22 protein-coding genes are annotated in these 20862 nt (G+C 62.3%); 12 read left to right on the top strand and 10 right to left on the bottom strand.

Annotated elements, in window-relative coordinates:
* Positions 1-22 precede the first annotated feature (22 nt).
* The 6 genes from rpe to trpC all read left to right on the top strand — a co-directional run bounded on the left by rpe (position 23) and on the right by trpC (position 5667).
* Complete coding sequence (gene rpe, locus VC352_RS06210; RefSeq protein ID WP_013717380.1) at positions 23-697, top strand: ribulose-phosphate 3-epimerase; 675 nt, start codon at positions 23-25, stop codon at positions 695-697.
* Positions 694-1374, top strand: a complete 681-nt coding sequence (locus VC352_RS06205) for a phosphoglycolate phosphatase (RefSeq protein ID WP_322978716.1) — start codon at positions 694-696, stop codon at positions 1372-1374. Before rpe ends, VC352_RS06205 begins: the two co-directional genes overlap by 4 nt.
* 313 nt (positions 1375-1687) lie before the next feature.
* Positions 1688-3178, top strand: a complete 1491-nt coding sequence (trpE, locus tag VC352_RS06195) for an anthranilate synthase component I (protein WP_322978715.1) — start codon at positions 1688-1690, stop codon at positions 3176-3178.
* Between the two features lie 13 nt (positions 3179-3191).
* Positions 3192-3788 carry an aminodeoxychorismate/anthranilate synthase component II gene (locus tag VC352_RS06190; protein ID WP_322978714.1) on the top strand — a complete coding sequence of 199 codons (597 nt, stop codon included), beginning with the start codon at positions 3192-3194 and terminating at the stop codon, positions 3786-3788.
* The gene (gene trpD, locus VC352_RS06185; RefSeq protein WP_322978713.1) at positions 3785-4831 is read left to right on the top strand and encodes an anthranilate phosphoribosyltransferase; all 1047 of its coding nucleotides are present in this window, start codon (positions 3785-3787) and stop codon (positions 4829-4831) included. Before VC352_RS06190 ends, trpD begins: the two co-directional genes overlap by 4 nt.
* Entirely contained in the window at positions 4828-5667 is an 840-nt protein-coding gene (gene trpC / locus VC352_RS06180) for an indole-3-glycerol phosphate synthase TrpC (RefSeq protein WP_322978712.1), read from the top strand. The genes trpD and trpC overlap by 4 nt, the downstream gene beginning before the upstream one ends.
* 48 nt (positions 5668-5715) lie before the next feature.
* Here the strand turns inward: trpC and crp are convergent, their stop codons facing one another.
* Positions 5716-6360 (bottom strand): cAMP-activated global transcriptional regulator CRP, encoded by a 645-nt coding sequence (crp, locus tag VC352_RS06175; RefSeq protein ID WP_143499530.1) that lies wholly within the window; start codon positions 6358-6360, stop codon positions 5716-5718.
* 235 nt (positions 6361-6595) lie between these two features.
* Here crp and VC352_RS06170 point away from each other — a divergent pair, with 235 nt between their 5' ends.
* The gene (locus VC352_RS06170; RefSeq protein ID WP_322978711.1) at positions 6596-7018 is read left to right on the top strand and encodes an OsmC family protein; all 423 of its coding nucleotides are present in this window, start codon (positions 6596-6598) and stop codon (positions 7016-7018) included.
* 191 nt (positions 7019-7209) lie between these two features.
* Here VC352_RS06170 and coq7 read toward each other — a convergent pair whose 3' ends face one another.
* Both coq7 and VC352_RS06160 read right to left on the bottom strand, forming a co-directional pair.
* Entirely contained in the window at positions 7210-7857 is a 648-nt protein-coding gene (gene coq7, locus VC352_RS06165) for a 2-polyprenyl-3-methyl-6-methoxy-1,4-benzoquinone monooxygenase (protein WP_322978710.1), read from the bottom strand.
* 60 nt (positions 7858-7917) lie between these two features.
* Positions 7918-8730, bottom strand: coding sequence for a formylglycine-generating enzyme family protein (locus VC352_RS06160; RefSeq protein WP_322978709.1), 813 nt, complete (start codon positions 8728-8730; stop codon positions 7918-7920).
* Between the two features lie 135 nt (positions 8731-8865).
* Here VC352_RS06160 and VC352_RS06155 point away from each other — a divergent pair, with 135 nt between their 5' ends.
* The gene (locus VC352_RS06155; RefSeq protein ID WP_322978708.1) at positions 8866-10347 is read left to right on the top strand and encodes an AAA family ATPase; all 1482 of its coding nucleotides are present in this window, start codon (positions 8866-8868) and stop codon (positions 10345-10347) included.
* A gap of 10 nt (positions 10348-10357) precedes the next feature.
* On the opposite strand, the gene VC352_RS06150 is transcribed toward VC352_RS06155, so the two are convergent.
* From VC352_RS06150 to hemJ, 5 genes are all read right to left on the bottom strand, one after another.
* Complete coding sequence (locus tag VC352_RS06150; protein ID WP_322978707.1) at positions 10358-11146, bottom strand: SDR family oxidoreductase; 789 nt, start codon at positions 11144-11146, stop codon at positions 10358-10360.
* A gap of 9 nt (positions 11147-11155) precedes the next feature.
* On the bottom strand, positions 11156-12136 hold the full coding sequence (locus VC352_RS06145) for a DUF805 domain-containing protein (RefSeq protein WP_322978706.1): 981 nt from the start codon (positions 12134-12136) through the stop codon (positions 11156-11158).
* Positions 12137-12261: 125 nt separating this feature from the next.
* The gene (locus VC352_RS06140; protein ID WP_322978705.1) at positions 12262-13527 is read right to left on the bottom strand and encodes an alanine racemase; all 1266 of its coding nucleotides are present in this window, start codon (positions 13525-13527) and stop codon (positions 12262-12264) included.
* The gene (locus VC352_RS06135) at positions 13524-14486 is read right to left on the bottom strand and encodes a nitronate monooxygenase family protein (protein ID WP_322978704.1); all 963 of its coding nucleotides are present in this window, start codon (positions 14484-14486) and stop codon (positions 13524-13526) included. Before VC352_RS06135 ends, VC352_RS06140 begins: the two co-directional genes overlap by 4 nt.
* A gap of 10 nt (positions 14487-14496) precedes the next feature.
* Positions 14497-14922, bottom strand: coding sequence for a protoporphyrinogen oxidase HemJ (gene hemJ, locus VC352_RS06130; RefSeq protein WP_322978999.1), 426 nt, complete (start codon positions 14920-14922; stop codon positions 14497-14499).
* 254 nt (positions 14923-15176) lie between these two features.
* Between hemJ and VC352_RS06125 the strand changes: the two genes are divergently transcribed.
* The 3 genes from VC352_RS06125 to erpA all read left to right on the top strand — a co-directional run bounded on the left by VC352_RS06125 (position 15177) and on the right by erpA (position 16745).
* A complete protein-coding gene (locus tag VC352_RS06125; protein ID WP_322978703.1) occupies positions 15177-15899 on the top strand; it encodes a DUF6776 family protein in 723 nt (240 codons plus the stop codon).
* Positions 15900-15908: 9 nt separating this feature from the next.
* The gene (locus VC352_RS06120) at positions 15909-16322 is read left to right on the top strand and encodes a polymer-forming cytoskeletal protein (protein ID WP_322978702.1); all 414 of its coding nucleotides are present in this window, start codon (positions 15909-15911) and stop codon (positions 16320-16322) included.
* A 72-nt stretch (positions 16323-16394) separates the two neighbouring features.
* The gene (gene erpA / locus VC352_RS06115; RefSeq protein ID WP_322978701.1) at positions 16395-16745 is read left to right on the top strand and encodes an iron-sulfur cluster insertion protein ErpA; all 351 of its coding nucleotides are present in this window, start codon (positions 16395-16397) and stop codon (positions 16743-16745) included.
* Positions 16746-16808: 63 nt separating this feature from the next.
* On the opposite strand, the gene VC352_RS06110 is transcribed toward erpA, so the two are convergent.
* Both VC352_RS06110 and VC352_RS06105 read right to left on the bottom strand, forming a co-directional pair.
* A complete protein-coding gene (locus tag VC352_RS06110; RefSeq protein WP_322978700.1) occupies positions 16809-17906 on the bottom strand; it encodes an anhydro-N-acetylmuramic acid kinase in 1098 nt (365 codons plus the stop codon).
* 3 nt (positions 17907-17909) lie between these two features.
* Positions 17910-19340: a peptidoglycan DD-metalloendopeptidase family protein gene (locus VC352_RS06105; protein ID WP_322978699.1), complete on the bottom strand. Its 1431-nt coding sequence runs from the start codon at positions 19338-19340 to the stop codon at positions 17910-17912.
* 209 nt (positions 19341-19549) lie between these two features.
* Here VC352_RS06105 and tyrS point away from each other — a divergent pair, with 209 nt between their 5' ends.
* The gene (tyrS, locus tag VC352_RS06100) at positions 19550-20749 is read left to right on the top strand and encodes a tyrosine--tRNA ligase (RefSeq protein ID WP_322978998.1); all 1200 of its coding nucleotides are present in this window, start codon (positions 19550-19552) and stop codon (positions 20747-20749) included.
* Positions 20750-20862: the final 113 nt, after the last annotated feature.

The raw sequence follows: 20862 nt of genomic DNA, 5'->3' as shown, positions 1-20862 counted from the left end.
AATCGGTTCTTAGAGGTGCGCCATGCAACCCTTCGCCATCGCCCCGTCGATCCTTTCCGCCGACTTCGCCCGCCTGGGTGAGGAAGTGGACAACGTGCTCGCCGCCGGGGCGGACATCGTTCACTTCGATGTCATGGACAACCACTACGTGCCCAACCTGACCATCGGCCCGATGGTCTGCTCGGCGCTGCGCAAGTACGGCATCACCGCGCCCATCGACGCGCACCTGATGGTCAAGCCGGTGGATCGCATCATCGGCGACTTCATCGAGGCTGGCGCCAGCTACATCACCTTCCACCCGGAGGCGTCCGAGCACATCGATCGTTCCCTGCAACTGATCAAGGCCGGCGGCGCCAAGGCCGGCCTGGTGTTCAACCCGGCCACCCCGCTGGACGTGCTCAAGTACGTGATGGACAAGGTCGACATGATCCTCCTGATGAGCGTCAACCCCGGCTTCGGCGGGCAGAAGTTCATCCCCGGCACCCTCGACAAGCTGCGTGAAGCGCGCGCGCTGATCGACGCCAGCGGCCGCGAGATTCGCCTGGAGATCGACGGCGGCGTGAACGTGCAGAACATCCGCGAGATCGCCGAAGCGGGTGCCGACACCTTCGTCGCCGGCTCGGCGATCTTCAATCAGCCGGACTACAAGGCGGTGATCGACGCCATGCGCGCCGAACTGGCCCAGGTGCGTGGATGAAACCGCTACGCGCGTTGTGCGGCGGCGAGTTGCCGCGCCTGGTGATGTTCGACCTGGACGGCACGCTGATCGACTCGGTGCCGGACCTGGCCGCAGCGGTCGACCGCATGCTGGTCGAGCTGGGCCGTCCGCCGGCTGGCGTTGCACAGGTTCGCGAGTGGGTCGGCAACGGCGCCCGTGTGCTGGTGCGCCGTGCCCTAGCCGGTGGCCTGGATCACACGGCAGTGGGTGAGGGCGAGACGGAGCAGGCGCTGGCGCGCTTTCTCGATATCTACGCCGACTGCCATGAGCTGACCGCGCTCTACCCAGGCGTGCATGAGCTGCTCGAAGCGCTCAGCACTGCAGCCGTGGAGCTGGCCGTGGTGACCAACAAGCCGGAGCGTTTCGTCGCGCCATTGCTGGAGCAGGTTGGTCTCGGTGGCTACTTTCGCTGGATCATCGGCGGCGACACCCTGCCGCAGCAGAAGCCGGATCCGGCGGCGTTGCTCCAGGTGATGCGCTTGGCTGATGTCACTGCGGCGCAATCGCTGTTCGTCGGCGATTCACGCAATGACGTGCTGGCCGCCCACGCAGCCGGCGTGCCTTGCGTCGCGGTGAGCTATGGCTACAACCATGGCCGCCCGATTGCCGAAGAAAACCCGAACCTGGTGGTCGATAGCCTCGCCGAGTTGCTCTGACGAATCTTCAGCTGTGCCGTTCGCCTTTTGTAGGGGCGGATTTATCCACGAAACTGGCGATTGAGATCGCGGATAAACCCGCTCCCACCAAGCTATCGCTTTGCCCCGCTTGCAGCGCTTGGCGTGTAGCTGCTACCTTGGCCGCTCTCCTTATTCCCCCGCCTGTCGAGATCGCACCGTGGTGGTTAGCTGCAAACTCTGGATGAAAGTGATTAAGGCTCTGGCCCGTTGGCGCTGGCGCGCCTGATTTCGTCCTGCCGCTGCGCGCGGCCCGTTTGCACCCGACCGTTTTCCCCGAGCCATGAGGCTGATCATGACCCATGAAGAATTCCTGCGTTTAGCCGCTGAAGGCTACAACCGCATTCCCTTGGCCTGCGAAACCCTGGTGGATTTCGACACGCCACTGTCCATCTACCTGAAACTGGCCGACGCGCCCAACTCCTACCTGCTCGAGTCCGTGCAGGGCGGCGAGAAGTGGGGCCGTTACTCGATCATCGGCCTGCCGGCGCGCACCGTACTGCGCGTGCATGGCCATGACGTTGTGGTCAGCACCGACGGCGTCGAGGTCGAGCGCCATCAGTGCGCCGACCCGCTGGCGTTCGTCGAGCAATTCAAGGCGCGCTACAAGGTGCCGACCATCGCTGGTCTGCCACGCTTCAACGGTGGCCTGGTGGGTTACTTCGGTTACGACAGCGTGCGTTACGTCGAGCCCAAGCTGGCCGCCGGGGTCAACCCCGATGCGCTGGGTACGCCGGACATCCTGCTGATGGTTTCCGATGCCGTGGTGGTGTTCGACAACCTGGCCGGCAAGATGCACGGCATCGTCCTCGCCGATCCGGCCCAGCCGGACGCCTTCGAGCAAGGCCAGGCCCGCCTGCGCGAAATCCTGCGCAAGCTGCGCCAGCCGATCACCCCGCGCCTGGGTGTGGATCTGTCCGCGCCGCTGGGCGAGGAGCCGGCGTTCCGCTCCAGCTACAGCCAGGGCGACTACGAGGCGGCGGTCAGTTCGATCAAGGATTACATCCTGGCCGGCGACTGCATGCAGGTGGTGATCTCCCAGCGCATGTCGATCCCGTTCAAGGCCGCGCCCATCGACCTGTACCGCGCACTGCGCTGCATCAATCCGACGCCGTACATGTATTTCTTCAACTTCGGCGACTTCCATGTGGTCGGCTCCTCGCCCGAGGTGCTGGTGCGCGTCGAGGACGGCCTGGTCACCGTACGCCCCATCGCCGGTACGCGCCCGCGTGGCGCCAGCGAGGAGGCAGACAAGACGTTGGAAGAAGATCTGTTGTCCGACGCCAAGGAAGTCGCCGAACACCTGATGCTCATCGACCTGGGCCGCAACGACACCGGACGCGTGTCGCAGATCGGCTCGGTCAAGCTCACCGAGAAGATGGTCATCGAGCGCTATTCCAACGTCATGCACATCGTCTCCAACGTCACCGGTCAGCTCAAACCCGAGCTGTCGGCCATGGACGCACTGCGTGCCATCCTGCCGGCCGGCACCCTGTCCGGCGCGCCGAAGATTCGCGCCATGGAAATCATCGACGAGCTGGAGCCGGTCAAGCGTGGCGTCTATGGTGGCGCAGTCGGTTACTACGCCTGGAACGGCAACATGGACACCGCCATTGCCATTCGTACGGCGGTGATCAAGGACGGCGAGCTGCATGTGCAGGCTGGCGCCGGCATCGTCGCCGACTCGGTGCCCGCGCTGGAGTGGGAAGAAACCCTGAACAAGCGCCGCGCCATGTTCCGCGCCGTCGCGCTCGCCGAACAGACTGCCGCCCAGGCCCAGGAATAACAGGAGCCGTACCATGCTTTTGATGATCGACAACTACGACTCCTTCACCTACAACGTCGTGCAGTACCTGGGTGAGCTGGGCGCCGACGTGCACGTGATTCGCAATGACGAACTGAGCATCGCCGAGATCGAAGCGCTCAAACCCGAGCGCATCGTCGTCTCGCCCGGCCCGTGCACGCCGACTGAGGCCGGTGTGTCCATCGAGGCCATCCTGCATTTCGCCGGCAAGCTGCCGATCCTTGGCGTCTGCCTCGGCCACCAGAGCATCGGCCAGGCCTACGGCGGCGACGTGGTGCGTGCACGCCAGGTGATGCACGGCAAGACCAGCCCGGTGTTCCATGCGGACAAGGGCGTATTCGCCGGCCTCAACAACCCGCTCACCGTGACCCGCTATCATTCTCTGGTGGTCAAGCGTGAGACCCTGCCGGATTGCCTGGAGATGACGGCCTGGACGCAGCATGAAGACGGCTCGGTCGACGAAATCATGGGCCTGCGCCACAAGACCCTGAACGTCGAGGGCGTGCAGTTCCACCCCGAGTCCATCCTCACCGAGCAGGGCCACGAACTGTTCGCCAACTTCCTCAAGCAGACCGGAGGCGTGCGCGCATGAATATCAAGGAAGCCCTCAACCGCATCGTCGCTCAGCTCGATCTGACCACCGAGGAAATGCAGGCGGTCATGCGCGAGATCATGACCGGCCAGTGCACCGACGCGCAGATCGGTGCCTTCCTCATGGGCATGCGCATGAAGAGCGAGACCATCGACGAGATCGTCGGTGCCGCTAGCGTCATGCGTGAGCTGGCTGCGCCGGTGGTGATCGATGCCGAGCGTCTGGTCGATACCTGCGGTACCGGCGGCGACGGCATGAACATCTTCAACGTCTCCACCGCGGCGGCCTTCGTCGTCGCAGCGGCTGGAGGCAAGGTGGCCAAGCATGGCAACCGCGCGGTGTCAGGCAAGAGCGGCAGCGCCGATCTTCTGGACGCTGCGGGCGTCTACCTGGGGCTCAAGCCCGAGCAGGTAGCGCGCTGCGTCGAAAGCGTCGGGGTCGGTTTCATGTTCGCCCCGTCTCATCACGGTGCGATGAAGCATGCCATCGGCCCGCGCCGCGAGCTGGGCCTGCGCACCATCTTCAATATGCTCGGCCCGATGACCAATCCGGCGGGCGCCAAGCATCAGGTGATCGGCGTGTTCAGCCAGGCGCTGTGTCGTCCCATGGCTGAAGTGTTGCAGCGCCTGGGCAGCGAGCACGTGCTGGTGGTGCATGCGCAGGACGGCCTTGACGAAATCAGCCTGGCCGCGCCGACCTTCGTCGCCGAGCTCAAGGACGGCAAGGTCAGCGAGTACCGTATCCAGCCCGAGGATTTCGGCATCAAGAGCCAGAGCCTGATCGGTCTGACCGTCGACAACGCCGAGCAGTCGCTGGAGCTGATCCGCGACGCGCTGGGCCGACGCAAGACCGACAATGGCCAGAAGGCTGCCGACATGATCGTGCTCAATGCCGGTGCTGCACTCTATGCTGCCGACCATGCCAGCAGCCTGCGCGAAGGCATCCAGCTGGCGCATGACGCCCTGCATACCGGCCTGGCGCGTGAGAAGCTGGAAGAGCTGGTGTCCTTTACCGCGGTATTCAAACAGGAGAACGAAGGGTGAGCGTACCAACCGTACTGGAGAAGATCGTCGCCCGTAAGTTCGAAGAAGTGGCGGCCCGTCGTGCCCAGGTCAGCCTGGCCGAACTCGAAGCCGCCGCGCGCAGCGCCGACGCCCCGCGTGGCTTTGCCCGTGCGCTGTTGGAACAAGCGGCGCGCAAGCAGCCGGCGGTAATCGCCGAGATCAAGAAGGCCTCGCCAAGCAAGGGCGTGATTCGCGAGAACTTCGTACCGGCCGAGATTGCCCGGAGCTACGAGGCCGGTGGTGCCACCTGCCTGTCGGTGCTGACCGATATCGACTTCTTCCAGGGTGCCGATCAATACCTGCAGCAGGCACGTGCCGCCTGCGCACTGCCGGTGATCCGCAAGGACTTCATGGTCGATCCTTACCAGATCGTCGAAGCTCGTGCGATCGGCGCCGACTGCGTGCTGCTGATCGTCTCCTGCCTGGATGACGTGCGTATGGCCGAACTGGCCTCGGTGGCCAAGGACGTGGGCCTCGACGTGCTGGTCGAGGTGCATGATGGCGACGAACTGGAGCGTGCGCTGACCACCCTGGACACGCCGTTGGTGGGCATCAACAACCGCAACCTGCACACCTTCGATGTCAGCCTGGAAGCCACGCTCGACCTGCTGCCGCGCATTCCGCGTGACCGCCTGGTGGTGACCGAGAGCGGCATCCTCAACCGCGCCGATGTTGAGCTGATGGAAATCAACGAGGTGTATGCCTTCCTGGTCGGCGAGGCCTTCATGCGTGCGGAAAGCCCCGGCAGCGAACTGCAGCGCCTGTTCTTTCCCGAGCGCGGTCGACCTGCCGTGATCGGCACCGACCCCGAATAGCGCGCATGAAAAAGCCGGCAATCAAGCCGGCTTTTTATTGGGTGGGTTTCAGCGGGTGCCGAAGACCACCATGGTCTTGCCTTTGACGTGTACCAGGCCCTGTTCTTCCAGGGACTTGAGCACGCGGCCGACCATCTCGCGCGAGCAGCCGACGATGCGGCCGATTTCCTGGCGGGTGATCTTGATCTGCATGCCGTCCGGATGGGTCATGGCGTCCGGCTGCTTGCACAGATCGAGCAGGGTACGCGCGACGCGGCCAGTCACATCGAGGAAAGCCAGGTCGCCGACCTTGCGCGTGGTGTTGCGCAGGCGCTCGGCCATCTGGCTGCCCAGGGCGAAGAGGATGTCCGGATCCTGCTGAGTCAATTCGCGGAACTTGGCGTAGCTGATTTCCGCGACCTCGCACTCGGTCTTGGCGCGAACCCAGGCACTGCGCTCTTTCTCAGTACCTTCCTTTTCGAACAGACCCATCTCGCCGAAGAAGTCGCCGGCATTGAGATAGGCAATGATCATCTCGCGGCCGTCGTCATCCTCGATGAGGATGGTGACCGAACCTTTGACGATGAAGAAGAGTGTTTCGCAGCGATCGCCCGCGTAAATGATGGTGCTTTTGGAGGTGTAGCGACGGCGATGACAGTGTGCGAGAAGCTTATCGATGTTCTTGATTTTAGGTGTAAGGGTAATAGCGACCATGCCCGAGTCCCGAATATAGAAAAGTAGGCCTTTGTCCAACAGGCAATTTCTTATTAGTTATCCGGCCAAGTGTGCCAGCATTCCGGCGCCAGCTTAACAGACGCAGGAAAGCACGGGCGTTTTTTGTGACCTGGCTAACACAGCCTAGTTGAACTTTGACGTACCGGTCATGCAACGGCACGGTCTTGGCCTGTGCTAATCTGCGTGCCTTTGCAAAGCTACGGAGCCTGGATAGATGAAAGCGCGCGTGCAGTGGGCCGGCGAAGCCCTGTTCCTCGGTGAGTCCGGCAGCGGCCATGCCGTTGTAATGGATGGTCCGCCCGAGGCTGGCGGCCGTAACCTGGGTGTTCGACCGATGGAGATGGTGCTGATCGGTCTCGGTGGCTGCAGCAACTTCGACGTGGTCAGCATTCTGCGCAAGGGTCGTCAGCCGGTGGAAAGCTGCGAGGTGTTCCTCGACGCCGAGCGTGCGACCGAAGAACCCAAGGTATTCACCAAGATTCACCTGCACTTCGTGGTCAAGGGGCGCGGGCTGAAGGAAGCCCAGGTCAAACGTGCCGTTGAACTGTCAGCGGAAAAATACTGCTCGGCTTCGATCATGCTGGGACGCGGTGGCGTGGACATCAGCCACGACTACGAGATCGTCGAGCTGGGCTGAGCCTGGTTTACGCATTTGACAAGGGCGCCATTCAGACTGTGTGAAAACTACTGCGCTCGGCCATGCTGCGTTAAAAAACGGCTCAAAATGCTCATTTACAGCTCGTAAACTGCGCTTTCTCGCCGTTTTTTGCCTTGCCTGACCTTCGCTCGCTACGTTTTCACAGGGTCTGATTCGGCGCCCTTGTCGTTTCAGACGCGGTAGGTGCTCTTGGTCATGACCTTCGACAGCAGGGTCATGCCGAATTTGATCGGCGCCGGGAAGCGTACGCCGCCAGCCGCCAGCGCACTGTTGGCATGCTGCTGCTCGTCGATGCGCATCTGCTCGAGGATGGCGCGTGATTTGGCGTCGTGCTCGGGCAGTTGCTCCAGGTGTTCATCCAGATGTTTGCACACCTGGTCTTCGGTGGCCGCGACGAAGCCCAGGCTGACACGATCACTGACCAGGCCGGCGACGGCGCCGACACCGAAGGACAGACCGTAGAACAGCGGGTTGAGCACGCTCGGCTGGCTACCCAGCTCTCGAATGCGCTGTTCGCACCAGGCCAGGTGGTCGATTTCCTCATCGGCCGCATGTTCCATGGCGCTGCGCACTTCCGGCAGCTTGGCGGTCAGCGCCTGGCCCTGATAGAGCGCCTGGGCGCAGACTTCGCCGGTGTGGTTGATGCGCATCAGACCGGCTACATGACGGGACTCATCGCTGCTCATCTCGCTTTCGTTCTGCACGATGGCGGGCGAGGGGCGGCCCGATGCGCCGCTGAAAGGCAGCAGGGTGCGCAGGGCGGCATCGGCCTGCAGCAGCAGGCGGTCGACGGGGGAATACTGGCGTTCGCTGGCCATGGGGCACCTCCGGGTGGAACGACGCCCTAGTCTACTGCAAAGTTGCGCGAGCGTCCGCGCTCAGGGCAGTTCGCGCAGCACGCGAAAGCCCAGCGCATAGTCACGATGCTGCGGCTGCTTGAGGTCGCGCATGCTGCTGCGCAGGTAGACCGGGCCGCTGTTCCAGGCGCCGCCGCGCACCGCGCGGGGGCTCTCGTCGAGCAGGGCGGCGATTTGCGTTTCGCTGCCGTCGAAACGCTGGGTGAAGTTCGAGGCCGTCCACTCCCAGACATTGCCCGCCGTGTCATGCAGGCCGAAATCATTGGCCGGAAACTGACCGACGGCAGCGGTCTTGTTGCGCAGTAGCCGTGAGGTGGCGCAACCGCGGCAATGAGCGCGAGGTGCCCGCTCATCGCTGTCGAGTTCGTCGCCCCACCAGTAGTAACTCTCGCTGCCACCGCGTGCGGCGTATTCCCACTCGGCTTCCGTCGGCAAGCGATAGCGGGCGCCGGTCTGCTGCGACAGCCAGCGCGTGTAGGCTTGCGCTTCATGCCAGGACACGTGGATTACCGGTCGCTGGGCCGAGAGCCCCCAACCTTCGTTGTCCGGCATCGCTTGCCCGGTGGCTTCGGCGTAGCGGCGCCAGTCGGCGAAGGTGACCTCGTGACGGCCGATGGCGAAAGGGCGTTCGAACATGATGGAGCGCTGTGGACGCTCGTTATCATTGCCCTTGCCGCTACCATCGCCCATGAGGAACTGGCCTGCCGGCACTCTGACCAGCTCGGGGCCGTGTCCTGCGATGTGCAAGGCGTCGCGAAAGGGCTCGCTGGCGCCAGCCGGTAGCGTGGTCAGACCCAGGCTCGCGCCGATCATCATGGCAGTGAAACGGCTCACGTCCGGCACTTGCATGGTGCGAGGCCTGCGGCGACGATCTGTATTCAGCCAACCCATGCAGCGGTTCCCGTCATTGCCAAACGACGGATGGTAAACCCGGGCGAGTGGCGGGCCAACTTTCACAAGGAGCATGTGTTGAAGAACGATATTCACGACCTGGGCTTGGTGCTGGATTCCAAGGTCAAGCTGGTGGTCATCGAGTCCTGGGATGAGCCCCGCGTGCTGGAGACTCTGACGGGCCTGGCGGTCAAGCGTGGGCTAGGCCTGCACACCTGGTCGGTGACCGAAGGCTTGCAAAGCCTGGGTTTCGGCGGCGCGGATGTCGGTGAGTCGCCAACGCTGGAGCCGGAAGCGGCGCTGCGTCTGATCAAGGCCGATCCGCAACCGAATCTCTACGTGATGTGCGACCTGCATCCCTTCCTCGACGAAAATCCCCGTTTGGTACGCCTGATCAAGGAAATCGCCATGAGTGAGGCCGCGCACAAGCCGACTCTGGTACTGGTTTCCCACGCGCTCAAGCTGCCGCCGGAAGTGCAGCGCTATGCGGCCCGCTTCAGCCTTTCCCTGCCGTCCGAAGACGAGTTGCTGAGCATCGTGCGTGACGAGGCTACACGCTGGAGCGAAGGCAATCGCGGCGCGCGAGTGCGTACCGACAACCGCACCCTGCAGCAGGTGGTGAAGAACCTGCGCGGCCTCAGTCATGCCGAGGCGCGAGCGCTGGCGCGCAACGTGATCTGCGATGACGGGGCGATCACCCAGGAAGATATTCCCGAGCTGAACAAGACCAAGTTCCAGTTGCTGGATCTGGAGGGCGTGCTCAGTTTCGAGTACGACACCGCACGCTTCGCCGAGGTCGGCGGGCTGGTCAATCTCAAGCGCTGGCTGGCCGAGCGCCAGGCCGGTTTCCTCGAGGGCAAGCTGATCGATGCGCCCAAGGGCGTCATGCTGGTCGGCGTTCAGGGTGGCGGCAAGAGCCTGGCGGCCAAGGCCGTGGCCGGACTCTGGGGCTTGCCGCTACTGCGCCTGGATTTTGCCTGTCTCTACAACAAATTCTTCGGCGAGACCGAGCGCAACCTGCGCGAGGCGCTGCGTCTTGCTGAGCAAATGGCGCCCTGCGTGCTGTGGATGGACGAGGTAGAGAAAGGCCTGGCCAGTGGTGATCATGACGGCGGTGTGAGCCTGCGCGTGCTCGGCACCCTGCTGACCTGGATGGCCGAGCGCAAGGCGCCGGTGTTCGTCGTGGCCACGGCCAATGCCATCGACCGCTTGCCGCCTGAGCTGGTGCGCAAGGGGCGGTTCGATGAGTTGTTCTTCGTCGACCTGCCCAGCGCCGAAGTCCGCGTCGACATCTTCCGTATTCATCTGGAGCGCCGCGAGCTGGAAGCGGGCCGCTTCGATCTGATTCAGTTGGCCGAGGCCAGCGAGGGCTTTTCCGGCGCGGAGATCGAGCAGGCCGTGGTCAGCGCCCTGTATGCTGGGCAGGCGCAGCAACAGGCGGTCGACCAGGCGCTGTTGCTGCGTGCCCTGCAAGGCACCTCGCCTTTGTCGGTGGTGATGGCCGAGAACCTGGCGGCCTTGCGCCACTGGGCGCACGGCCGTACGGTCGATGCAGGCTAGAACAGGTGGATTAGCGCCGGCTGAACGGCCGCGTAAAGCGGGCTGTCAGCTTGCGTACCAGCCAGCGCGGAGCCAGGCGCGGCCAGTTGGCTAGCAACCGGTTGCGCCAGTTGGGAATGATCAGCGCGCGGTTCTTCTCCAGCGCGCGTACGGTGAGCAGGGCCACTTCGTCGGCATTCATCATCCAGGCGCTGCGCTCCAGATTGGAGACGTCCATCCGTGCGCTGCGGAAGAAGGCGGTACGGGTCGGCCCGGGGCACAGCACCGAAACGCGCACGCCATAGTGGCGCAGCTCTTCGCGCAGCCCCTCGCTGAAGTGCAGTACATAGGCCTTGCTGGCGTAGTAGCTGCTCATCCACGGGCCAGGCTGGAAGGCGGCGACCGAGGCGACGTTGAGGATCTGCCCGCCGCCTTGCAAGGCCATGCGTTTGCCGAGCGCGTGGCTCAGGCGCGTGACGGCGACGATATTCACTTCCAGTTGCTCGAGCTCGCGCATCCAGTCCTGTTCGAGGAAGGGGCCGGCGCTACCCAGTCCGGCGTTATTGATCAGCAGATCGATACGCCAGTCGCCTTCCTCCAGCTCCAGCAGCAGCCCGGATATCTGCAGGGGTTTGCCGAGATCGCAAAGGCGGAACAGCACCTCGACCCCGAAACGTTGTGACAGCTCGCTGGCGATGCTTTCCAGGGCGTCGCGACGGCGCGCGACCAGAATCAGGTTGCGGCCCCGGCGTGCCAGGGCCTCGGCAAGCGCCAGGCCAAGACCGCTGGAGGCGCCGGTGATCAATGCATAACTGGGCATGGCAGGCGATCAGCGCGCCTCGCTGTCGCTGGAGTACTCGGACTGGGCGGCACGCTCGACGTAGCTCTGGTACTGCGGCAGAGCGATGGCGGCCAGAATGCCGATGACCGGCACCAGCAGGATCAGCCAGGCCATGACCTTGACCGAGGTGCTGTTGGGCGGCGGTGGCGGGCCATAGCGGTTGGCGCCCTGTGTGCCAGGGATGATCAGCATCAGCAGGGAGAACACGCCGCCGACGACAGGGACGAAGTTGAGCAGCCACAACCAGCCGGACCAACCCATGTCGTGCAGGCGCTGGACGCCGATGCAGACGCTGAATGCCGCCATGGCGAGCATGGCAATGGCGATCAGGATCATGCCCAGTGTTTCCGAGGCGACGGTCAGCCCCGCACCGATCCCGAAAATGGGCAATGCGCACAGCATCATGGCCATGCTCCAACCCAGGTAGCGCACGCGTCCGATGCGGCCACTGACGCTGAGCACCTTGAGTTCGCCGAACTCCGGGAGCTTTTCGGCGACATCCGCGCGTGGCGGGGCGTAGGGCGACGCTGCGGGTTGCGCTACGGCAGCCACCGGCGTGGCAGCCTGTTGTGCCTGACGCGCCAGGTATTTCTCGATGATGATGCCGCAGGCTACGCAGCTCTCTGCCTTGGGCTGTTCGTGCCCGCACTTCGGGCAGCTCATGGACGCTGCGCTGCCTTCGGCCGGCGCGCTATCGGCGTGCTCGTCGGTCGGTACCAGCGTCAAGCTGGCTGCCAGATCCAGCTCCTTGCGCACCCGAGCCCCGGCTTTTTGCAGGGCTTCCAGATACTGATCCGCTTCATGCTCGGCCAGATCCTTTTTCAGGGTCACCGCCGCACCCGTGAACAACGCGTTGATTCGCGCAATATCGCTCTTGAACAGACGCGCGAGGTTTTCCTTGACCGTATCCAGCGCGGCGTCCGGCATCAGTTCGCCGTTGAACACGATCTTGTAGGAGGGTTGATTCATGCGAGCTTCCTTGTCTGCTTGGATTGGGGGCAGAGGCCAGGTGTTTGACGAAAGTGATTCAGCGCAACCAGCGGGTGAAGCGTAGAGCGCCCACAGCCCAGAGCACAAGCGGCCTGCAGCACAATTCACACACTTGGCAGCGTTGACCAGCGTCCAACCAGTTGGCCACCCCGCAACAGACGAATTTCGCGGAACTCGCCGATCACCCCTTCGCTGACCGAGGGCCGCAGAAAGACCCAGTCGCCGACCCGCAGTCGAGTGGCATGGCTGCTGATCAGGCGCTCCTGATTGCGGCTGCGGCCGTATAGCTCATCGTAAGCCAGGCCTTCTGGCGCGACCGGTTGCGCGGGCCAGTGCCCGCCATAGAGGTAGCAGGCCTGCTGGCGATTCGGGGTCCATGCCTCCAGCAAACCCTGCGCCGATTGCACGAAGGGCAGGGCGCCATCGACGACTTTCAGCACCGGGCTGGCGAGCCAGAGGGCTGGCTGGTGTGCTTGCAGTAAATCACTGTCGAAGTCGCCCGGCTTGAGCAGGGCTGAGCCTACTGCGACCTCGTTCAATGGCGTCTCCAGTTGGCTGTGCAACGGGTAGGTCAGGCTGCCGGCGCCATTGAGCAGCGGCTGCTCGGGCCAAATTTCGGAGAAGCCCTGCGCGGTGCTCAGTAGTTCGCGATAGCGTGCGGTAGCCTGGGCGAATGCCTCGGTGGTGCTGATCCAGGGCGGCGCATGCGCCACCTGCGCGTCGTAGCCCATCAGCCCTTGCAGATGCAGATTGGGTTTGTCGCGCTGCAGGCGTTGCAGTACCTGTGACAGGCTCCGAGCATCGGCAAAGCCTCCCCGATGCAGGCCGACATCGAGCTCCAGGGCAATGCGCAGCGGGCGCTGCAGGGCTTCTGCCAGTTCGGCATATTCCTGCAGCCGCGCTGCGCTATCGATCAGCCAGGTCAGTTGTCGATCAGGGGCGAAGGTGCTGTGGCGTGGCAACTGCTGATAGAAACCGAGCGCGGCCTGCACAGGCATCGGCTTGCCCAGCAGCAGATCAGCCTGCGGGAAGCTGCGCGCCAACTGGTTGAGGTGCGGCTGGTGAAAGACCATGAAGCGTTGGGTGTCGAGGCGCTTGGCCAGGTATTCCAGCAGCCCTGGCGATGCCAGCGACTTGACCACCAGGCGCAATTGCAGGCGGTTGCCCAGCAGCCTCCTGATCACCTCGGCGTTCTGGTCGAGTCGGTCGAGGTCGAGCAGCAGTACCGGCAGGCCATCAGTGTCGGCCTTGAGCTGAGTGTTGAGTGACTCGAAATAGGGTGCGTAAGGCCGACCGAGATCGTTGGGGCGCAGTGCCCAGGCCCCTGCCACTCCCAGTAGGCCGAGGCCCAGCAGATGGCGACGTTTCATCGGCTCCAGCGTTGTCCCAGGCGTGCGCTCTGCTGCAGGGCGGCGCGATACTCCTGATCCAGGCGAGCGATCAGCTCGGCTACGCGCGGCAGGTCATCGATACCGCCAGCGCCCTGGCCGGCCGACCACACGGTTTTCCAGGCCTTGGCTTCGTCGTTGATCGGTTTGAGCTTCTCGCCATAGTCGATCGCCGCCTTGTCCTGCAGACGCGTGAGGTCGTAACCGGCCTGCTCCAGGCTTTGGCGCATGAAGCTGGCTGGCACGCCGGAGACGGCCGGCGTGTGGATGATGTCGGCGGCATGCGCCTCCAGCAGCATTCGTTTGTAGGCGTCGGGCGCATCGTTTTCCTGGGTGGCGATGAACCGTGTGCCCATATAGGCGAGGTCGGCGCCGAGCAGTTGGGCGGCGAGAATTTCGTGGCCGTGATTGAGGCAGCCAGCCAACAGCAGGGTCTTGTCGAAGAACTGGCGAATCTCGGCTATCAGGGCGAAGGGACTCCAGGTGCCGGCGTGACCGCCAGCGCCGGCGGCCACGGCGATCAGGCCGTCGACACCAGCCTGTGCTGCCTTTTCTGCGTGGCGGCGGGTGGTCACGTCATGGAAAACCAGGCCGCCATAGGCGTGCACCGCGTCGACGACTTCCTTCACGGCGCCCAGGCTGGTGATCACGATGGGCACGCGCTGCTCGACGCAGATGGCGAGATCGGCCTGCAGGCGCGGATTGCTCGGGTGCACGATGAGGTTGACCGCATAGGGGGTGGCACTGTCGTCGAGGCCGGCGGCGATTTCTTCCAGCCAGGCGCGAAAGCCCGCGCTCTCGCGCTGGTTCAGTGCCGGGAAGCTGCCCACTATGCCGCTGTTGCAGCAGGCCATCACCAGCGCCGGGTTGGAGACCAGGAACATCGGTGCCGCCACCAGTGGCAGGCGCAGGCGTTGTTCGAGCAGGGTGGGCAGAGACATGACGCACTCCTCAGAAGGGGCGAACGACGACCAGAATGACGATGCCGAGCAAGGCCAGCACCGGTGCCTCGTTGAACCAGCGATAGAACACGTGGCTGCGGCTGTTCTCACCACGGGCGAAACGCTTGAGTTGTGCACCGCACACGTGATGGTAGGCCACCAGGGCGACGACCAGCGTGAGCTTGGCGTGCATCCAACCCTGGCTGAAGTAGTAGCTCGGGTTGAGGCTGATCAGCCAGATACCCAGGGCCAGTGTCAGGATCATCGAGGGCATCATGATGCCCCGGTAGAGCTTGCGCTCCATGATGCAGAAACGCTCGTGGCTGGCCGCGTCGCTGCTCATGGCGTGATAGACGAACAGCCGTGGCAGGTAGAACAGGCCGGCGAACCAGCAGACCACGGCGATGATGTGAAAGGCCTTGAGCCACAGATACAGCATGAGCGTTCCTCGGTCAGCGAATGGGGCCGATAGTAGAGGCTGTCACGCTGCTGCGTCACCATCGGGTTTGGCGCCTGGCCGATGCAGCTTTATCATCGGCGGCTTTCCACTCGTTTCTGGCGGAGGCATTTGATGATCAGACGCACGATCGGCGATGAACTGCCAGTGAGCAGGGCGCTCATGCTCCGTGAGCTTGGCGTGTCGAATTCACCTGCGAAACGTCCAGATACGTGCATGATGGCGGCCCGCCCATGAGTGCGGGCTGGGAGATCCGTTTCAGCGATCCGCGGCGCGAACGTCTGCGTCGTCGTCTGTTCTGGTCGCTGCTGCTCGCCATCCCACTCATGTTCGCGGCCGGATGGTTCGTCGCTTACCTGTCGTTCGCGTCGGATGCGGCCAGTAACCAGCAATTGCACACGCGCATCGCCGAGCAGGATCAGGAACTCGAGTTTCTACGTCAGCGTTTGGCGGTCGTCGGCAGTGGCGAGAAGGTTGGTCAGCAGGCGATGGAGCAGAATCGCCGCATCATCAAGCTGCTCGAAGAGCAGATCTTCAAGCTGCAGCAGGACGTGGCGTTCTACAAGGGGGTGCTGGCGCCTGGCAGTCGTCGTGAGGGCTTGCGTATTCGCACGTTCGAACTCCAGGCAACCGATGATCCCCGGCGTTTTCGCTACAAGTTGCTGCTCAGTCGGGTTGGCTCGGCCGAACAGCCCTTGGAGGGCAAGTTGAGTGTCAGCATTCAGGGCAAGCAGGCGGGGAAGGACAGCGTGCTCGCCCTGGCGGCGCTGAGTGAAGAATTCGAGAGCGAGAAGACGCCGTTTTCCTTCAAGCATTTCCAATCGCTGCCCGAGGCCGGGCGATTTGGCGAACTGCTGTTGCCCGAGGGCTTCATGCCGAGTCAGATCAAGGTGGAGGCCACAGTGGAGGGGCAAAAAACGGTGAGTCGTACATTCAAATGGTTAAACAAGGAGTGACACCCGCACATGTGGAATAAAGAGAAGCCCAAGCCGGATCTTCAGCGTTTCAGTGGCAAGACCAGTCTTATTGCGGCGGGCGCTGAGCTGATCGGCGATATGCGTTTTCAGGGCGCTGTGCAGGTCGACGGCCGTGTCACGGGCAATCTGCTCGCTTCCGAGGGGTTGGTGCGTATCAGCGTCGGCGGCACGGTTGAAGGCGAGGTGCGGGCTCCCCATATCGTCATCGATGGCGAGGTGATCGGTGATGTATTCGCGTCGACGCATCTCGAATTGGGCGCCCGTGCTCGGGTACGCGGCAATCTTCATTACGCTTTGATGGAAATGGCCATGGGGGCGCAGATCGAAGGGCGCTTGTGCCCGATCAAGGACGGAGAAGGACGTCCCCTGGAGTTGCCGAAGACGTTGGACGTCGAGCAATAGTTGACCGATTTTCTCGGGCAAGCGGATAATGTCCGCCTAACGCAGTATGGCGCATGTCGCCGGGAGTACAGCATGAGCGTCGAAAGCTTCACCCCTGCCCCCTTGCACTTCACTCAGGGCGCAGCCAACAAGGTGAAGACCCTGGTCGATGAAGAAGGTAATCCGCGCTTGAAGTTGCGTGTATTCGTCACGGGCGGCGGTTGCTCCGGCTTCCAGTATGGCTTCACTTTCGATGAGGACGTCGCCGAGGATGACACCATCGTCGAGCGTGAAGGCGTCAGTCTGGTCGTGGACGCCATGAGCTTCCAGTACCTGGTGGGCTCGGAAGTGGATTATCAGGAAGGTCTGGAAGGCTCGCGTTTCGTGATCAAGAATCCGAATGCCACCACGACCTGCGGATGCGGTTCGTCCTTCTCGATCTGACCGCTTTGTTCCACGAGCGCCGCGTCTTGTACGCGGCGTTTTCGTTTCTGCCCGCCTGGTGAGTCAGGCCGGATAGATCGCGCCCAGTATGCGCAGGCCACGCGCCCCCGTGACACTTGGGCGGTTGGCGGCAATACCCTCGAGGGTGCAGTGCGCCAGCCAGGCAAATGCCATGGCTTCGATCCAGTCCGGATCGATGCCGCAACTGCTGGTGGAGGCCACCTCGGTATTGGCCAGCAGGGCGCTCATTCTCGCCATCAGATGCCGATTGTGCGCTCCGCCACCACAGACCAGCAGTCGGTCTGTCCGTGCTTGAGCGCGTTGCAACGCGTCGCAAATGCAGCGGGCGGTCAGCTCAACCAGCGTGGCCTGTACATCCTGTTCCGCGAGACCAGGGTGATGCTCAAGGTGGCTCATCAGCCAGTTCAGGTTGAACAGTTCGCGTCCCGTGCTCTTGGGGCCTTGCGTCGCGAAGAAAGGATCGCCGAGCAGGTCATCCAGCAACGCTTGCTGTAACGTGCCGCTTTCCCCCCAGGCACCGTCGCGATCGTAGGACTCGCCGCGGCAGTGCTGGATCCAGGCGTCGAGCAGCACGTTGCCTGGCCCACAATCGAAGCCGTGCACGTCCTTCCCTGGGGAGAGCAGGCTCAGGTTGCTGAAGCCCCCGACGTTCAGAACGGCGATGTGTTGCTGTGCCGAGCCAAACAGTGCCTCATGGAAAGCCGGTACCAGCGGCGCGCCCTGGCCGCCTGCCGCGACGTCACGACGCCGGAAATCGGCGACGACACTGATCCCGGTGCGCTCCGCCAGAAGAGCAGGGTTGCCGATCTGAATGGTGAAACCGCGCGCGGGCTCATGGCGCACGGTCTGCCCATGGCTGCCGATAGCGCGAATTTCTTCTGCCGCCAACCCCTGTTGCAGGAGCAGGGTGTTGATGCACTCGGCCGCCAGCTCGGCCCATTGCTGTTCAGCGATCGCGGCGCGTGCCAGTTCGTCGTTGCCGGAGCTGCAGAGTTCCAGCAGCACGCTGCGCAACGATTGCGGCATGGGGCGGTAAAGGGTGGCGACGAGGCGGGTATTGGCGCGGGTCTGTTCTATCAGCGCGATGTCCAGGCCATCCAGGCTGGTGCCGGACATCACGCCGATATAGAGATGAGGCATGGCTTACTGCTTGTTGGCAGCCAGCATGGTGGCGCGCTCTTGATCCATGCGTGCCATCAGCGGTTTGCTCTGTTGCATGAAGCGGGCTTTCTCGTTGGCGGCGATCGGGTCGGCCATCGGCAGCTTCTGGCTCAGAGGATCGACGTGGACACCGTTGACCTGGAACTCGTAGTGCAAGTGAGGCCCGGTGGACAGGCCGGTGGTGCCGATGTAACCGATGATCTGACCTTGCTTGACGTTCACGCCGTTGCGTACGCCTTTGGCGAAGCCTTGCATGTGCGCATAAAGCGTACGGTAGCGCTGGCCATGCTGGAGGATCACGGTATTGCCGTAACCACCGTTGCGACCGGCGAGAACGACCTTGCCATCACCGGCAGCCTTGATCGGTGTGCCACGAGGTGCTGCATAGTCGACACCCTTGTGGGCGCGAATCTTGTTCAGGATCGGATGCTTGCGCCCTGTGGAAAAGCGCGAGCTGATGCGGGCAAAGTCGACCGGGGTGCGGATGAACGCCTTGCGCATGCTCTCGCCATTGGCGGTGTAGTAACTGGTATTGCCCTGGCGGTCGGTATAACGCACGGCGGTGTAAGTCTTGCCGCGATTGGTGAAGCGTGCCGAGATGATATCGCCGGTACCCACACGCTTGCCGTTGACCACCTTGTTTTCATAGATCAGTTCGAACTCGTCGCCATCACGAATATCCATGGCGAAGTCGATGTCGTAGCCGAAGATGTTGGCCAGTTCCATGGTCAGGCCATGAGAAAGGCCTGCGCGTTTTGCCGAGAGAAACAGCGAGCTGTTGATCACCCCGTGGCTGTAAGCCTTGACCACCTCAGGCTTGACCAGGTCGCGCTGGAATTCGTAGCCCTTGTCGCTGCGGCTGAGATGAATGGTTTCCAGATCACTGAGCTTGCTCTGCAAGCTCTTGAGTTTGCCTGCCTCATCGAACTCGAATTGCAGTGCCTGACCTACCTTGAGGCGGCTGAACTCTTTGGCGTCTTTGCTGCTGTCGAGCGCTTCATGCAGATCGTTGGCGCTCAGCCCTACCTTGGCGAATACGGTAGAAAGCGTATCGCCGTTACCGACGATGATGCTTTTATGAGTGGGGTCGTCCGGGGGGAGATCTGCTGTGGTGGGGGTGTCTTCGTCAGCGTCTTCTAGGGCTGCGCTGTTTTCGGCGTCGTCAGAACCTTCATCGATCTGAGCGAATGGAGAGGCAGTTTGATCCGCTGCCTGTCCCGCTCGAAGGTCATCCTTTTCCTCCAGTACCATCTCGGCATCGTTGCCGAGATCCAGGTCGATGAATGTCTTCTGCGCTTCGACTTCACGCGAGGGAAATACCAGCAGGGCCAGGCTCAACAGCGCGGCAACGCCGCTCGCTGCCAGAATATGGGACTTTGGATACAGTGGCGGCGCTTTAGATGTAGAGGTCATAGGGCTGCTTTTGAAGTGAAAAAATGAAGATTAAAAGAAGAGCATGATGAATATGCACTAACTGTATAAAATATAACCAAAACCGCCCAGAGGCAACCCTGCAGACGATGATCGACGCCGGGGCTGCCTCACGCTGAGCAAAACTTGTGATTTGTCGGCGTTCTTGTATGGTTGGTTCCTTTTTGAATACGGTCATTGCGAGTCATTTTATGAAGTCGGTTGAAGAGCAGCTGGCGCTGATCAAGCGCGGTGCGGAAGAGGTTCTGGTTGAGGCTGAGCTGATCGAAAAGCTAAAGCGTGGTCAGCCGCTGCGGATCAAGGCGGGTTTCGACCCAACTGCGCCGGATCTTCATCTCGGCCACACCGTCCTTATTAATAAGCTGCGCCAGTTTCAGGAGCTTGGCCATCAGGTGGTCTTCCTGATTGGTGACTTCACCGGGATGATCGGCGACCCGAGCGGCAAGAGCGCCACTCGTCCGCCGCTGACGCGCGAGCAGGTACTGGATAACGCCGAGACCTATAAGCAGCAGGTCTTCAAGATCCTAGATCCGGCCAAGACCGAGGTTGCGTTCAACTCCACCTGGATGGATCAGCTCAAGCCGGCTGACTTCATTCGCCTGGCTTCGCAGTACACCGTGGCGCGTATGCTCGAACGCGATGACTTCGATAAGCGCTACACCGGCAATCAGCCCATTGCCATTCATGAGTTTCTCTACCCGCTGGTACAGGGCTATGACTCCGTGGCGCTCAAGGCCGACGTCGAGCTGGGCGGTACCGATCAGAAGTTCAACCTGCTGATGGGGCGTGAGCTGCAGCGCGCCTATGGTCAGGAATCGCAGTGCATCGTCACCATGCCGTTGCTGGAAGGCCTCGATGGCGTGAAGAAGATGTCGAAGTCGCTGGGCAACTACGTCGGCATCCAGGAAGCGCCGGGCGTGATGTACAGTAAACTGGTTTCCATGCCTGACGCCTTGATGTGGCGTTACTTCGAGCTGCTCAGCTTCCGCAGTATGGAGGAGATCGCGCAGTTCAAGCGTGATGTCGAGCAGGGGGCAAACCCGCGTGACATCAAGATCAAGCTGGCTGAAGAGCTCGTTGCGCGTTTCCATGATGAGGAGGCGGCTGCCAATGCGCACCGTTCTGCCGGCAATCGTATGAAAGACGGCGAGCTGCCCGAGGATCTGCCTGAGGTAGAGCTGACCTCTGCTGAAGATATGCCGATCTCCTCCGTCCTTAATAAGGCAGGCCTGGTTAAGAACGCAGCCGTAGCTCGTGATCTTCTCGGCTCGGGTGGTGTGCGTGTTGATGGTGAAGTGGTTGATCGTGCCTTCCTGTTCAAGGTTGGGGCGACCCATGTCTGTCAGGCCGGCAAAAAAGCCTTTGCGCGCATTACGCTCAAGGCTGAGTAATAAAACTGCAATTAAAGCTTGACGCGCATTCTGCTGGATGTAGAATGCGCGCCACTTCAGCGATGAAGCGCTTCAAAAACTTCTTGTTAATCAATAAGTTAAGTTGAATGAAG

The organism is Pseudomonas sp. C11 (genome assembly GCF_034683865.1).
Classification (GTDB): domain Bacteria; phylum Pseudomonadota; class Gammaproteobacteria; order Pseudomonadales; family Pseudomonadaceae; genus Aquipseudomonas.
Note: the sequence above shows the minus strand (reverse complement) of the source record. Positions and strands in the feature narration are given on the sequence as shown.